Genomic DNA, 11,999 nt, shown 5'->3' with positions numbered 1-11,999 from the left:
TTATTTGAAAGGAAACTTTTAAGGTCACTCTTTGTGCCTGATAAAAAATGGCGAAAACAAGAAGAACCTCAATTGAGGTTCTTCTTGTGATATTTGTGGGACAGTAGTGGCATTTTTGCTCCTCTTTTAAATAATGATCAGGCTCAATAAGAAAACTCAATCATGAGACCAAACGCGGTGTCGAGCTTTTCTTATCCTGTTGCGCACGCTTATGAAATTTAAGCACACCATCCTCAAAACGCGCATGCTTCAATTGTTTGCGGTCAGCCAGATAATTATTGGATACACTCCAAGGTGCATGCTTGCCCTGCTTCGGCATTACATCAGCGGCACGGGCAATATAGCCCGAAGACAGACTGCCCATCACCGTATCTTGCATTAACTCCGTCGCGTCACCTTGCGGAATCACTTCATCATAGCCATTTTTGTCCATATAGTTGATCAGACGGCAAATATAATCCGCTGCAATATCCACTTTTAATGTCCAGGAGGCATTGATATAGCCAATAATCATGGCCATATTCGGTACATCACTGACCATGATGCCCTGATACAGCATATGCTGGGAAGTGTTCATCGGTTTGCCATCAATGGTCGCCTGAATGCCGCCTAAAATCTGAATATTCAACCCGGTTGCAGACACAATAATATCCGCATCCAAATGTTTACCGGACTTTAACTGAATACCTGTTTCAGTAAATTTTTCAATTTGATCCGTTTCAACCGATGCACGGCCTTCACGCAAGATTTTAAACAGGTCACCATCCGGAACCACACACAAACGCTGATCCCAAGGCTCATAGTTCGGAGTAAAGTGTTTCATATCCACCTTACCCTTGAGCTGAAATTTTACTGCATTCAGCAAAATTTTCTTGAGCAGTTTCGGCTGTTTCTGCGCCAGAGCATAAATACCGCGTTGCATGCCAATATTACGTGCGCGCGTTAATTTATAGGCCACATCTTCGGGAAAATACTTGCGCATTTTGTCATAGACCAGATCTATCGATGGCACAGAAGCAATATAGGTCGGAGAACGCTGCAACATGGTGACATGCCCTGCCCCACCTTTCGCCATCGCAGGCACCAGGGTGATTGCGGTTGCCCCACTGCCAATAATCACCACTTTTTTACCCGAATAGTCTAACTGCTCGGGCCAATGCTGCGGATGAATAAAATTGCCTTTAAATGCAGACTGATTGGGAAATTCAGGCTGGAATCCCTGATCATAATTATAATAACCTGTGCAACCTAGTACAAAATTGGCCACCCAGGTTTGCTTTTGTTGAGCTGCATCTTCAATTTCAACCACCCACTTTTTAGTGGCCGAATCATAATTCGCCGTCAAAACCCGATGCTGAAAATGGATTTTATTTTTAAGCTGATACTCTTCAATTACTTCAGATAAATAATTTTTGATGGATGGACCATCCGCCAAGACGCTGTCTTTTTGCCATGGCTTAAAATTAAAGCCAAAAGTCGACATATCTGAATCTGAACGAATGCCTGGATACTTGAATAAATCCCAGGTTCCGCCAAAACTTTCCCGACGCTCAATAATGTCAAAAGAGCGTTGCGGACAATTTTTAGAAAGATGAACAGCAAGACCAATACCTGAAATACCGGCACCGACAATCAAGACATCAATATGTTTTTCCATGTTCTTTTTATAACCTGTTTAAGCTTCATTTTATTAAACCACAAAATTGACAATACTCAATGTCAAGTTAGTGTAAATCTGATGAAAAATATATCAGTTCAGGACAAAAGCTTAAATTGTCAGACAATTTAAAATCATCAGGCATAAAAAAGACCGGTGAAACACCGGTCTTTTTTAGAACAACTGAAGCTATTCTTGCGAAATTATTTAACTTCGCGATCTACTAGCTCAACGTAAGCCATCGGTGCAGCATCACCTGCACGGAAGCCCGCTTTAAGAACACGTAGATAACCGCCGTTACGTTCTTTGTAACGAGGGCCAAGAACGGTAAATAATTTACCAACAGTTGCTGCTGAACGAGTACGAGCAAACGCTAAACGACGGTTTGCAACAGTATCGTTTTTAGCTAAAGTGATTAAAGGCTCAGCTACACGACGTAACTCTTTCGCTTTAGGCACAGTTGTTTTAATCAACTCGTGCTCGAACAAAGAGTTAGCCATGTTTTGGAACATCGCTTTACGATGACTGCTTGTACGGCCTAATTTCACACCACTATTACGATGACGCATGGTGATAGTCCTACTTAATTAACGGCTACGATAGGCGAAACGATCGTCCATACGGAGACTAGCTGGTGGCCAGTTCTCTAAACGCATGCCGAGTTGTAAGCCTTTAGAAGCCAGAACATCTTTGATTTCAGTTAACGATTTTTTTCCAAGGTTAGGAGTTTTTAACAACTCCACTTCAGTACGTTGAACCAAGTCACCGATGTAGTAAATATTTTCTGCTTTCAAACAGTTAGCAGAACGAACAGTAAGCTCTAGATCATCTACTGGACGAAGCAAGATTGGATCCACTTCTTCGCGAGGCTCTTGAGCAACAGGAGCTTGATCTTTCTGAAGATCAACAAAAATTGCAATTTGTTGTTGCAAGATTGTTGCCGCTTTACGGATTGCTTCTTCAGGATCAACTGTACCGTTAGTTTCAAGATCAATGATCAATTTATCAAGGTCAGTACGTTGTTCTACACGCGCGTTTTCCACGGTGTAAGACACACGTTTGATGGGGCTATAAGAAGCATCTAATTGTAAGCGACCCACAGGGCGAGTCTCGCCTTCTGGGAAACGTGAGTCAGAAGTTTCATAACCACGGCCTTGAGAAACTTTCAGGCGCATTTTTAAATTGCCTGAAGCACTTAAAGTGCCGATCAAATGCTCAGGGTTTACCACTTCAACATTATGAGGTAAACGAAGATCAGCCGCTGTTACATCGCCTGGACCTTGTTTTTCTAATGTCAAATATGCTTCGTTTTGATCGAACAGCTTAATCGACAATCCTTTTAGGTTCAGCAAGAGCTCGACGATGTCCTGCTGCAAGCCTTCTAAGGTACTGTACTCGTGCTCGACACCTTCTATCTCAACTTCTACCACAGCAGCGCCAGGTAAAGAAGATAATAGGATACGACGTAAAGCATTACCAAGAGTATGGCCAAAGCCACGCTCTAATGGTTCCAGAATAACTTTTGCCGAGGTCCCGCTAGCCGCTTCGACCTTGATCGCTTGCGGAGTTAGAAACTCATTTGCAGTACGCGTCATTATTGCTACCTCAAGGGATTATTTAGAATACAATTCTACAATCAAGCTTTCGTTGATTTCAGCAGGTAAATCAGAACGATCCGGTGCAGCTTTAAACGTACCTTCTAGTTTTGAATGGTCAACTTCCATCCAAGAAGGGATACCACGTTGAGCAGCCAATTCAATTGCGCTTTTAATACGTAATTGTTGTTTAGCACCTTCGTGAACCGCGATTACATCACCAGCTTTAACTTGGATAGACGCGATGTTAACACGACGACCATTCAAAGTAATGCTACGGTGAGATACAAGCTGACGAGCTTCTGCACGTGTAGAACCAAAACCCATGCGATAAACTACGTTATCAAGACGGCTTTCAAGCAATTTCAACAAGTTTTCACCTGTTGCGCCTTTCACACGAGCAGCTTCTTTATAGTAGTTACTAAATTGACGCTCTAACACACCGTACATACGACGTACTTTTTGTTTTTCACGTAATTGTAGTGAGTACTCAGATTGCTTAGCACGGCTTTGACCATGTTGGCCAGGAGCTTTAGCATGTTTTTTTGTCTTAACGTCAAACGGTTTAACGCCTGATTTAAGTTGCAGGTCTGTCCCTTCGCGGCGAGAGAGTTTGCATTTTGGACCAATATAACGAGCCATGAATGTTTCTCCTTACACGCGACGTTTTTTAGGTGGACGACAACCGTTGTGCGGGATTGGCGTCACATCGGTAATGCTGTTAATTTTATAACCCACTGCACCTAAAGCACGAACCGCAGACTCACGACCAGGACCAGGACCTTTTACAAGGACGTCCAAGTTTTTCAAACCGTAATCCAAAGCTGCTTTACCAGCAACTTCAGCAGCTACCTGAGCAGCAAACGGAGTTGATTTACGTGATCCACGGAAGCCTTGTCCACCAGAGGTAGCCCAAGCCAGTGCATTACCTTGACGATCGGTAATAGTCACAATGGTGTTATTAAAAGAAGCGTGAATGTGTGCAACACCTTCAGAGACGGTACGAGTGACCTTCTTGCGTGTGCGAGTATCTTTAGCCATCTTTTAGCTTCCAGAAATCTTATTTCTTAATAGGTTTGCGCGGACCTTTACGGGTACGTGCGTTAGTTTTGGTGCGTTGTCCACGGACAGGCAAGCTGCGACGATGACGAAGACCACGGTAGCAGCCTAAATCCATTAAACGTTTAATGTTCATGGAAATTTCGCGACGTAAATCACCTTCGGTTGGAACCTTGGTAATTTCTGCACGAATCGCATCAAGCTGAGCATCATCCAATTCACGGATCTTAGTAGTTGGTGCAATACCAGCAGCAGCTAAGATGTTCTTAGCAGTGTGGCGACCGATACCAAAAATATACGTGAGGGAGATAACAGCATGCTTGTTATCCGGAATGTTTACACCGGCAATACGAGCCATTCACTTTCTCCAAAAAGGCAGTAGAGATAATCAACCGCCCCACAAATATCTTGAGGGGCGGATAATAACCTAATTAGCCTACTGAAATCAACAGGTCTTGATCAGATTAACCTTGACGCTGCTTATGACGAGGTTCAGCGCTACAAATCACGCGGATAACCCCATTACGACGGATAACTTTACAGCTACCACAAATTTTTTTAACAGAAGCTTGTACTTTCATGATGAAACCTCAAGTGCGCTTATCCCTTAGGATGAGCAGTCGTTTTTCTCATTAACGTTTGATTGTCATACTGATGCGAAGTGAGATGAGCTTGTAGCTGTGCCATAAAGTCCATCACAACAACGACTACGATCAGCAAAGATGTACCACCCAAATGAAATGGAATACCAAAAGAACTTTGCAGAATCATTGGCATCAAACAGATGACCGTAATATAAATTGCACCAATAAACGTCAAACGATTAAGAATATGATCTAAGTAACGAGCAGTTTGCTCACCTGGGCGAATACCAGGTACATAAGCTCCGCTGCGTTTCAAGTTCTCTGATACTTCTTTAGGACTGAACACAAGTGCAGTATAGAAATAACAGAAAAAGATAATTAACGCACCGAAGAGCACCAAATACAAAGGTTGTCCAGGCGATAATACCAATGCCAAATCTTGTAGGCTACGCTTTATGATTCCTGCATTTGGATCAGAACTACCCAACCATTGACCTAAACTTGCAGGGAACAGCAATAATGAACTAGCAAAAATTGCTGGAATAACCCCCGCCATATTCAATTTCAATGGCAAATGTGTCTGCTGTGCAGTAAATACGCGACGGCCTTGTTGCTTTTGAGCATAGTTAACCGGTATACGACGTTGTGCCTTTTCAATAAATACAATCGCAGCAAGAACTGCAACTGAAAGTAATGCAAATATAGCCAGACCAATTAAGCTTGATTGACCATTATCCACTGAAGTGAATGCTTGCATTACAATATTTGGCAAACCAGCAACGATACCTGCAAAAATGATCATGGAGATCCCATTACCAACACCACGTTCGGTAATTTGTTCTCCTAACCACATTAAGAACATGGTGCCTGCAACCAATGAAGTTACAGCAGGAATGTAAAAAGCCAGTCCTGAAGTCAAGGTTATTCCTTGGCTAATCAGACCAGCACACATACCTACACCTTGCACCAACGCAAGCAATAACGTGCCGTAACGCGTATATTGATTAATCTTACGCTTACCCTGCTCGCCTTCTTTCTTTAATGCTTCCAGCGAAGGAACCACTGTTGACATCAACTGCACAATAATCGATGCAGAGATATATGGCATGATCCCCAACGCAAGAATTGACATTCGCTCTAATGCCCCGCCAGAGAACATATTAAACAAACCTAAGAAAGTACCTTCATTAGCTTTGAAAAAACGTTCTAAAGCGACATTATCAATACCCGGCAGTGGAATATGTGCTCCTAGTCGAAAGACCAACAATGCGCCAACCAAAAACATTAATCGACGAATAATTTCACGATATTTCACATGAAATGGTTGGCCTTTCATCATGTTAACATGACCTGAAGAACTAGGAGACATAGACACTAGCGATTACTCCTCGACTTTACCGCCAGCAGCTTCTACAGCAGCTTTAGCGCCTTTAGTCAAAGCAACACCTTGTACAGTGAATGCACGAGTAATATCACCAGAAAGTACGATACGAGCACGAGTCATATCTTTACGTACAACATTGGCAGCTTTTAAAGTTTCAAGTGAAATGATATCACCTTCAACTTTAGCAAGCTCTGATAAACGTACTTCAGCAGTTTTTAAAGCAAGTTGGCTAGTGAAGCCGAATTTAGGTAAACGACGATATAACGCAGTTTGACCACCTTCGAAACCTGGACGTACGCCACCGCTCTTACGTGATTTTTGACCTTTGACACCACGGCCACCAGTCTTACCAACGCCAGAACCGATACCACGGCCTAAACGAAGGTTATCACGCTTAGCACCTTCTGCAGGTGCAATAGTATTTAAACGCAGAGTCATGGCTTATTCCTCTACACTAACCATATAGTAAACTTGGTTGATCATACCGCGGTTAGAAGGAGTATCAACTACTTCAACAGTGTGACCGATACGACGCAGACCTAAACCTTTAAGGCTAAGCTTGTGATTTTTCAAGCGGTGCGCAGAAGATTTAGTCTGGGTAACTTTAATCGTTTTCATGATTGATTACCCTTGAATTTGTTCTACAGACAAACCACGTTTCGCAGCGACTTTCTCAGGAGAAGTCATATCACGCAAACCTTTGAAAGTTGCGTTTACTACGTTAGCAGCATTTGTAGAACCATAGCATTTTGTCAATACGTTATGTACACCAACAGCTTCTAGAACTGCACGCATAGCGCCACCAGCAATTACACCAGTACCTTCAGAAGCAGGTTGCATGTAAACGCGGCTTGCACCGTGACGAGCATTAATAGGGTGTTGTACAGTACCGTTAACAAGCTCAACAGTAATCATGTTACGACGTGCAGCTTCAAGCGCTTTAGAAATAGCAGCTGGAACTTCACGTGCTTTACCACGCCCAAAACCTACGCGACCATTACCATCACCCACAACAGTTAATGCTGTGAAAGAGAAGATACGACCACCCTTAACAACTTTGGCTACACGATCAACGGCAACCAGCTTTTCAACAAGACCTTCGTTTTGTTCAACTTTAGCCATGATTAGAACTCCAAGCCGTTTTCACGGGCAGCATCAGCCAAGGCTTTGATACGACCATGATATTTGAAACCAGAACGGTCAAATGCAACTTTAGTAACGCCAGCTGCTTTAGCACGTTCTGCAATTAAAGCACCTACTTTAGTCGCTGCATCAACGTTACCAGTTGTACCAGCACGCAAAGTAGCATCTAAAGTTGAAGCTTGAGCTAAAACTTTGCCACCATCTGCTGAGATAACTTGAGCATAGATGTGACGCGGTGTGCGGTTTACACACAAGCGAGTCGCACCCAATGCACGAATGTGCAAGCGTGTGCTTTTCGCACGACGCAAACGGGATTGTTTCTTTTCGTTCATAAGAACCTCGCGCCTTATTTCTTCTTAGCTTCTTTACGAAGTACAACTTCGTCAGAATAACGAACACCTTTACCTTTATAAGGCTCTGGTGGACGGTAACCACGGATGTCTGCAGCAACTTGACCTAAAGCAGCTTTATCAGCTGATTTAAGAATGATTTCAGTTGCAGTAGGAGTTTCAGCAGTTACACCTTCAGGAAGCGTATAATCGATCGGGTGAGAGAAACCAAGGTTAAGGTTAACAACGTTACCTTTAACCGCAGCTTTATAACCAACACCGATAAGTTGTAACTTACGTTCGAAACCTTCGCTAACACCTTTTACAAGGTTGTTAAGCACAGCGCGAGCAGTACCAGCTTGCATCCAAGCGTCTTTCGACTCAGCTTTAGGAGCAATTTGAAGTTGACCTTCTTCCTGTTTTAGCTCGACCAGCGCATGCAGGTTGAAAGACAATGTACCTTTGCTGCCTTTCACTTCGACCTGCCGGCCGTTCTGAGTAACTGTTACACCGTTAGGTACAGTTACTGGGGCTTTAGCCACACGAGACATGAGGAATCACCTATTAAGAAACAAAAGCAATAACTTCACCACCGATGCCCGCAGCACGTGCAGCGCGATCAGTCATGATGCCTTTGCTTGTAGAAACAATTGCAATACCTAAACCTTGCTTAACGCTAGGAAGTGCATCTTTACCGCGATACTGACGTAGACCTGGACGGCTTACACGTTTCACAGTTTCGATAACTGGTTTGCCTTCAAAATATTTTAACGTAATGGTTAAAGTTGCTTTGCCTTCAGCATCTGCAACTTCTACGTTTGAAATATAACCTTCTTGTTGAAGTACGTTTGCAATTGCAACCTTCAACTTAGAATTTGGCATAGAAACAGTTTGTTTCTTTGCCATTTGTGCGTTACGAACACGGGTTAACATGTCGGCAACGGTATCTTGCATACTCATTTATAGTGCTCCTTACCAGCTTGCCTTAACAACGCCCGGTACATCACCTTGCATTACTGTGTCACGTAATTTGTTACGGCTTAAACCGAACTTACGGAAGTAACCATGAGGACGACCAGTTAAACCACAACGGTTACGTAGACGTACTGGAGACGCATTACGTGGTAATGCCTGTAACTTCATCATCGCATCGAAACGTTCTTCGTCGCTCGCATTTACATTTGCAATCGTCGCTTTTAATTCAGCACGTTTTACAGCAAATTTAGCAACTGTTTTTTCGCGTTTCAATTCGCGATTAATCATACCTTTCTTAGCCATATCGACCTCTTATTTGAACGGGAAGCCGAATGCACGCATAAGCGCACGGCCTTCGTCATCGGTGCGAGCAGTCGTAGTGATGGTAATATCCATACCACGAATACGATCAATCTTATCGAAATCGATTTCAGGGAACATGATTTGTTCCTTCAAACCCATCGAATAGTTACCACGACCATCAAATGATTTCGCAGAAAAACCGCGGAAGTCACGAATACGAGGGATCGCGATAGAGATCAAACGGTCTAAGAATTCGTACATTTGTTCGCCGCGTAAAGTAACTTTACAACCAATCGGCCAACCATCACGGATTTTGAAACCAGCGATTGATTTGCGAGCGAGTGTAAGAACTGGTTTTTGACCAGCAATCGCTTGCATATCAGAAAGAGCGCCATCTAACAATTTCTTGTCAGCTGATGCTGCACCAACACCCATGTTAATGGTGATTTTAGTGATGCGAGGAATCTCCATCACATTTTTAACGCCTAATTGCTCTTGTAACTGAGCTTTAAGTACGTCGTTGTAACGTGTTTTAAGTCTGGCCATTGCCTATTTCAACCTTTTACTTCGCTACCGCCACTGATTCACCATTAGATTTGTAAACGCGAGTTTTCACGCCTTCAATCGTTTGGTAACCAACACGGTCAGCCTTTTGGGTTGTAGCATTAAAAATTGCCACGTTTGAGATATGAAGCTCAGCTTCTTGAGTTACGATGCCGCCTTCAGCGCCAGTAGCTCGGTTAGGCTTTTGATGCTTCTTCACCAAGTTAAGGCCTTCAACCTTAACGCGGTCATTAGAAACTGACAATACAGTACCCTGTTTGCCTTTTTCTTTACCTGCGATCACGATTACTTGATCGCCTTTTTTAATCTTAGCCATGAGTGCCTCTTATAGAACTTCAGGAGCCAATGAAATGATTTTCATGAACTGTTCAGTACGAAGTTCACGAGTCACTGGTCCGAAAATACGAGTTGCAATCGGCGCTTTGTTGTTGTTCAAAATAACAGCAGCATTGTCATCAAAACGAATGATAGAACCATCCGGACGACGTACACCAAATTTTGTACGTACAACTACAGCATTCATCACGTCACCTTTTTTAACACGTGCGCGTGGAATAGCTTCTTTTACAGTAACTTTAATAATGTCGCCAACAGAAGCATAACGACGATGTGAACCACCAAGTACTTTAATACATTGTACGCGGCGAGCACCACTGTTGTCTGCTACGTCGAGCATACTTTCGGTTTGAATCATTGCCCTACTCCAAAACCGAGCATCACCGGTCACATTTCGAAAGGCTCAAAGAGTACTCGAAATTGACCGATGATGCAACAAGAACGTCTAATTACTCAGCAGCTGCTTCAATCACTTCAACTAAAGTCCAAGACTTAGTTTTAGAAATTGGGCGGCTTTCTTTAATGGTCACTACGTCGCCAGTTTTAGCAACATTGTTCTCATCATGAGCGTGTAATTTAGTTGAACGGCGGATTGATTTGCCATACAACGGGTGTTGAACGCGGCGTTCAATAAGCACAACAATAGACTTGTCCATTTTGTCGCTTACAACTTTACCGGTTAACGTGCGAACTGTTTGTTCACTCATTGTCCGTTCCCCTGTTTTTCGGTAAGGAGTGTCTTGATACGAGCAATAGTCTTGCGAGTAAGTGCAACTTCGTGCGATTTACCCAATTGACCAGTTGCCTTAGCCATACGAAGACGGAATTGGTTAAGCTGTTGCTCATCAAGCAAAGCTGTCAACTCTTCTACCGATTTTTCACGTAGATCTTTAGTTTTCATTACATTACCGTCCGAGTCACGATAGTGGTTTTAAACGGAAGTTTAGCAGCTGCAAGCGTAAATGCTTCTCGAGCCAATTCTTCGTTAACACCATCAATTTCGTACAAGACTTTACCTGGTTTGATTTGGCAAACCCAGTATTCCACAGAACCTTTACCTTTACCCATACGAACTTCTAATGGTTTTTCAGTAATTGGCTTGTCAGGGAAAACACGGATAAAGATCTTACCACCACGTTTAATACGACGGCTGATTGTACGACGCGCAGCTTCAATTTGACGCGCAGTCATTTGACCACGTTCAATAGATTTAAGTGCGATAGTACCGAAAGATACTGTGCTACCACGGTGTGCTAGACCAGTGTTACGGCCTTTTTGCACTTTGCGGAATTTAGTACGTTTAGGTTGCAACATGGATTATTCTCCTTTTTCAGCAGAACGATCATTGCGACGACCACGACGCTCTTGACCTTCACCACGACCGCGACCGCGTTTAGCTGGACGTTCTTCAGCAGGAGCAGGGTTCATGACTTGTTTCATGCCACCTAAGATCTCTCCACGGAAAATCCAAACTTTAACACCAATCGTACCGTAAGTCGTTTCAGCACGCATAGTTGAGTAGTCGATGTCTGCACGAAGCGTATGCAAAGGTACACGACCTTCACGATACCACTCAGTACGAGCAATCTCAGCACCACCTAAACGACCAGAAACTTCAACTTTGATACCTTTAGCACCAGCACGCATAGTGTTTTGAACCGCACGCTTCATAGCACGACGGAACATTACACGTTTCTCTAATTGAGAAGCGATTGCTTCAGCAACTAAACGAGCGTCTAAGTCTGGGCGATCGATTTCGTTGATGCTTACTTGCGCAGGAACACCCATAATAGATGTTAATTCGCGTTGTAATTTTTCAATGTCTTCGCCTTTTTTACCGATCACGATACCAGGACGAGCAGTGCTAATCGTAATTTTAGCAGCGCCTGTTGGACGTTCGATAAGAATATTGCTTACCATTGCGTTCTTAAGTTTTTTAGTTAAAAACTCACGAACTTGCAAATCTTTAAGCAAGTATTCAGCGTATTGTTTCGGATTCGCATACCAGTTAGCGTTATGACGTTTCACAACACCTAGGCGGATACCGATTGGATGAACCTTCTGACCCAT

21 protein-coding genes and 1 pseudogene are annotated in these 11,999 nt (G+C 43.2%); all 22 read right to left on the bottom strand.

Going from position 1 to position 11,999, the window contains the following annotated elements:
* Positions 1–160 precede the first annotated feature (160 nt).
* The gene (locus ACPUEY_RS11845) at positions 161–1,657 is read right to left on the bottom strand and encodes a flavin-containing monooxygenase (protein WP_425122200.1); all 1,497 of its coding nucleotides are present in this window, start codon (positions 1,655–1,657) and stop codon (positions 161–163) included.
* A gap of 203 nt (positions 1,658–1,860) precedes the next feature.
* Positions 1,861–2,226: a 50S ribosomal protein L17 gene (rplQ, locus tag ACPUEY_RS11840; protein WP_004691290.1), complete on the bottom strand. Its 366-nt coding sequence runs from the start codon at positions 2,224–2,226 to the stop codon at positions 1,861–1,863.
* 18 nt (positions 2,227–2,244) lie between these two features.
* Complete coding sequence (locus tag ACPUEY_RS11835; protein WP_004869497.1) at positions 2,245–3,252, bottom strand: DNA-directed RNA polymerase subunit alpha; 1,008 nt, start codon at positions 3,250–3,252, stop codon at positions 2,245–2,247.
* 18 nt (positions 3,253–3,270) lie between these two features.
* Positions 3,271–3,894, bottom strand: coding sequence for a 30S ribosomal protein S4 (rpsD, locus tag ACPUEY_RS11830; protein ID WP_092820780.1), 624 nt, complete (start codon positions 3,892–3,894; stop codon positions 3,271–3,273).
* A gap of 12 nt (positions 3,895–3,906) precedes the next feature.
* Complete coding sequence (rpsK, locus tag ACPUEY_RS11825) at positions 3,907–4,293, bottom strand: 30S ribosomal protein S11 (protein ID WP_001040166.1); 387 nt, start codon at positions 4,291–4,293, stop codon at positions 3,907–3,909.
* A 19-nt stretch (positions 4,294–4,312) separates the two neighbouring features.
* Positions 4,313–4,669: a 30S ribosomal protein S13 gene (gene rpsM / locus ACPUEY_RS11820; protein ID WP_086174447.1), complete on the bottom strand. Its 357-nt coding sequence runs from the start codon at positions 4,667–4,669 to the stop codon at positions 4,313–4,315.
* 106 nt (positions 4,670–4,775) lie between these two features.
* Positions 4,776–4,892: a 50S ribosomal protein L36 gene (gene rpmJ / locus ACPUEY_RS11815; protein WP_000867907.1), complete on the bottom strand. Its 117-nt coding sequence runs from the start codon at positions 4,890–4,892 to the stop codon at positions 4,776–4,778.
* Positions 4,893–4,911: 19 nt separating this feature from the next.
* Complete coding sequence (secY, locus tag ACPUEY_RS11810; RefSeq protein WP_171259726.1) at positions 4,912–6,231, bottom strand: preprotein translocase subunit SecY; 1,320 nt, start codon at positions 6,229–6,231, stop codon at positions 4,912–4,914.
* Between the two features lie 45 nt (positions 6,232–6,276).
* The gene (gene rplO, locus ACPUEY_RS11805; RefSeq protein ID WP_086174449.1) at positions 6,277–6,717 is read right to left on the bottom strand and encodes a 50S ribosomal protein L15; all 441 of its coding nucleotides are present in this window, start codon (positions 6,715–6,717) and stop codon (positions 6,277–6,279) included.
* A 3-nt stretch (positions 6,718–6,720) separates the two neighbouring features.
* Positions 6,721–6,897 carry a 50S ribosomal protein L30 gene (rpmD, locus tag ACPUEY_RS11800; RefSeq protein ID WP_092820776.1) on the bottom strand — a complete coding sequence of 59 codons (177 nt, stop codon included), beginning with the start codon at positions 6,895–6,897 and terminating at the stop codon, positions 6,721–6,723.
* A gap of 6 nt (positions 6,898–6,903) precedes the next feature.
* Positions 6,904–7,401: a 30S ribosomal protein S5 gene (gene rpsE, locus ACPUEY_RS11795; RefSeq protein WP_086195763.1), complete on the bottom strand. Its 498-nt coding sequence runs from the start codon at positions 7,399–7,401 to the stop codon at positions 6,904–6,906.
* 2 nt (positions 7,402–7,403) lie between these two features.
* Positions 7,404–7,754, bottom strand: coding sequence for a 50S ribosomal protein L18 (gene rplR / locus ACPUEY_RS11790; protein ID WP_053579516.1), 351 nt, complete (start codon positions 7,752–7,754; stop codon positions 7,404–7,406).
* A 14-nt stretch (positions 7,755–7,768) separates the two neighbouring features.
* Positions 7,769–8,302, bottom strand: coding sequence for a 50S ribosomal protein L6 (rplF, locus tag ACPUEY_RS11785; RefSeq protein ID WP_092820774.1), 534 nt, complete (start codon positions 8,300–8,302; stop codon positions 7,769–7,771).
* 13 nt (positions 8,303–8,315) lie between these two features.
* Positions 8,316–8,711, bottom strand: coding sequence for a 30S ribosomal protein S8 (gene rpsH, locus ACPUEY_RS11780; RefSeq protein WP_053579514.1), 396 nt, complete (start codon positions 8,709–8,711; stop codon positions 8,316–8,318).
* 12 nt (positions 8,712–8,723) lie between these two features.
* Entirely contained in the window at positions 8,724–9,029 is a 306-nt protein-coding gene (gene rpsN / locus ACPUEY_RS11775; RefSeq protein ID WP_425122199.1) for a 30S ribosomal protein S14, read from the bottom strand.
* 9 nt (positions 9,030–9,038) lie between these two features.
* Complete coding sequence (gene rplE / locus ACPUEY_RS11770) at positions 9,039–9,575, bottom strand: 50S ribosomal protein L5 (RefSeq protein WP_086195767.1); 537 nt, start codon at positions 9,573–9,575, stop codon at positions 9,039–9,041.
* Between the two features lie 16 nt (positions 9,576–9,591).
* Entirely contained in the window at positions 9,592–9,909 is a 318-nt protein-coding gene (gene rplX, locus ACPUEY_RS11765; RefSeq protein WP_086195768.1) for a 50S ribosomal protein L24, read from the bottom strand.
* Between the two features lie 9 nt (positions 9,910–9,918).
* Positions 9,919–10,287: a 50S ribosomal protein L14 gene (gene rplN, locus ACPUEY_RS11760; RefSeq protein WP_086174455.1), complete on the bottom strand. Its 369-nt coding sequence runs from the start codon at positions 10,285–10,287 to the stop codon at positions 9,919–9,921.
* A gap of 91 nt (positions 10,288–10,378) precedes the next feature.
* Positions 10,379–10,636, bottom strand: a complete 258-nt coding sequence (gene rpsQ / locus ACPUEY_RS11755; protein WP_086195769.1) for a 30S ribosomal protein S17 — start codon at positions 10,634–10,636, stop codon at positions 10,379–10,381.
* Positions 10,633–10,830 (bottom strand): 50S ribosomal protein L29, encoded by a 198-nt coding sequence (gene rpmC / locus ACPUEY_RS11750; protein ID WP_004650482.1) that lies wholly within the window; start codon positions 10,828–10,830, stop codon positions 10,633–10,635. The genes rpsQ and rpmC overlap by 4 nt, the downstream gene beginning before the upstream one ends.
* Entirely contained in the window at positions 10,830–11,243 is a 414-nt protein-coding gene (rplP, locus tag ACPUEY_RS11745) for a 50S ribosomal protein L16 (RefSeq protein ID WP_067669331.1), read from the bottom strand. The genes rpmC and rplP overlap by 1 nt, the downstream gene beginning before the upstream one ends.
* Positions 11,183–11,999 (bottom strand): annotated as a pseudogene (gene rpsC, locus ACPUEY_RS11740) (30S ribosomal protein S3). Before rpsC ends, rplP begins: the two are co-directional and overlap by 61 nt.

The sequence above is a fragment of the Acinetobacter sp. G11 genome (assembly GCF_049808495.1).
Taxonomy (GTDB): domain Bacteria; phylum Pseudomonadota; class Gammaproteobacteria; order Pseudomonadales; family Moraxellaceae; genus Acinetobacter; species Acinetobacter kookii.
Note: the sequence above shows the minus strand (reverse complement) of the source record. Positions and strands in the feature narration are given on the sequence as shown.

Excerpts from the sequence above, each read along its gene's own strand:
- ACPUEY_RS11845 (WP_425122200.1), bottom strand. The coding sequence starts at position 1,657 with ATGGAAAAACATATTGATGTCTTGATTGTCGGTGCCGGTATTTCAGGT.
- rplQ (WP_004691290.1), bottom strand. The coding sequence starts at position 2,226 with ATGCGTCATCGTAATAGTGGTGTGAAATTAGGCCGTACAAGCAGTCAT.
- ACPUEY_RS11835 (WP_004869497.1), bottom strand. The coding sequence starts at position 3,252 with ATGACGCGTACTGCAAATGAGTTTCTAACTCCGCAAGCGATCAAGGTC.
- rpsD (WP_092820780.1), bottom strand. The coding sequence starts at position 3,894 with ATGGCTCGTTATATTGGTCCAAAATGCAAACTCTCTCGCCGCGAAGGG.
- rpsK (WP_001040166.1), bottom strand. The coding sequence starts at position 4,293 with ATGGCTAAAGATACTCGCACACGCAAGAAGGTCACTCGTACCGTCTCT.
- rpsM (WP_086174447.1), bottom strand. The coding sequence starts at position 4,669 with ATGGCTCGTATTGCCGGTGTAAACATTCCGGATAACAAGCATGCTGTT.
- rpmJ (WP_000867907.1), bottom strand. The coding sequence starts at position 4,892 with ATGAAAGTACAAGCTTCTGTTAAAAAAATTTGTGGTAGCTGTAAAGTT.
- secY (WP_171259726.1), bottom strand. The coding sequence starts at position 6,231 with ATGAAAGGCCAACCATTTCATGTGAAATATCGTGAAATTATTCGTCGA.
- rplO (WP_086174449.1), bottom strand. The coding sequence starts at position 6,717 with ATGACTCTGCGTTTAAATACTATTGCACCTGCAGAAGGTGCTAAGCGT.
- rpmD (WP_092820776.1), bottom strand. The coding sequence starts at position 6,897 with ATGAAAACGATTAAAGTTACCCAGACTAAATCTTCTGCGCACCGCTTG.
- rpsE (WP_086195763.1), bottom strand. The coding sequence starts at position 7,401 with ATGGCTAAAGTTGAACAAAACGAAGGTCTTGTTGAAAAGCTGGTTGCC.
- rplR (WP_053579516.1), bottom strand. The coding sequence starts at position 7,754 with ATGAACGAAAAGAAACAATCCCGTTTGCGTCGTGCGAAAAGCACACGC.
- rplF (WP_092820774.1), bottom strand. The coding sequence starts at position 8,302 with ATGTCTCGTGTGGCTAAAGCCCCAGTAACTGTACCTAACGGTGTAACA.
- rpsH (WP_053579514.1), bottom strand. The coding sequence starts at position 8,711 with ATGAGTATGCAAGATACCGTTGCCGACATGTTAACCCGTGTTCGTAAC.
- rpsN (WP_425122199.1), bottom strand. The coding sequence starts at position 9,029 with ATGGCTAAGAAAGGTATGATTAATCGCGAATTGAAACGCGAAAAAACA.
- rplE (WP_086195767.1), bottom strand. The coding sequence starts at position 9,575 with ATGGCCAGACTTAAAACACGTTACAACGACGTACTTAAAGCTCAGTTA.
- rplX (WP_086195768.1), bottom strand. The coding sequence starts at position 9,909 with ATGGCTAAGATTAAAAAAGGCGATCAAGTAATCGTGATCGCAGGTAAA.
- rplN (WP_086174455.1), bottom strand. The coding sequence starts at position 10,287 with ATGATTCAAACCGAAAGTATGCTCGACGTAGCAGACAACAGTGGTGCT.
- rpsQ (WP_086195769.1), bottom strand. The coding sequence starts at position 10,636 with ATGAGTGAACAAACAGTTCGCACGTTAACCGGTAAAGTTGTAAGCGAC.
- rpmC (WP_004650482.1), bottom strand. The coding sequence starts at position 10,830 with ATGAAAACTAAAGATCTACGTGAAAAATCGGTAGAAGAGTTGACAGCT.
- rplP (WP_067669331.1), bottom strand. The coding sequence starts at position 11,243 with ATGTTGCAACCTAAACGTACTAAATTCCGCAAAGTGCAAAAAGGCCGT.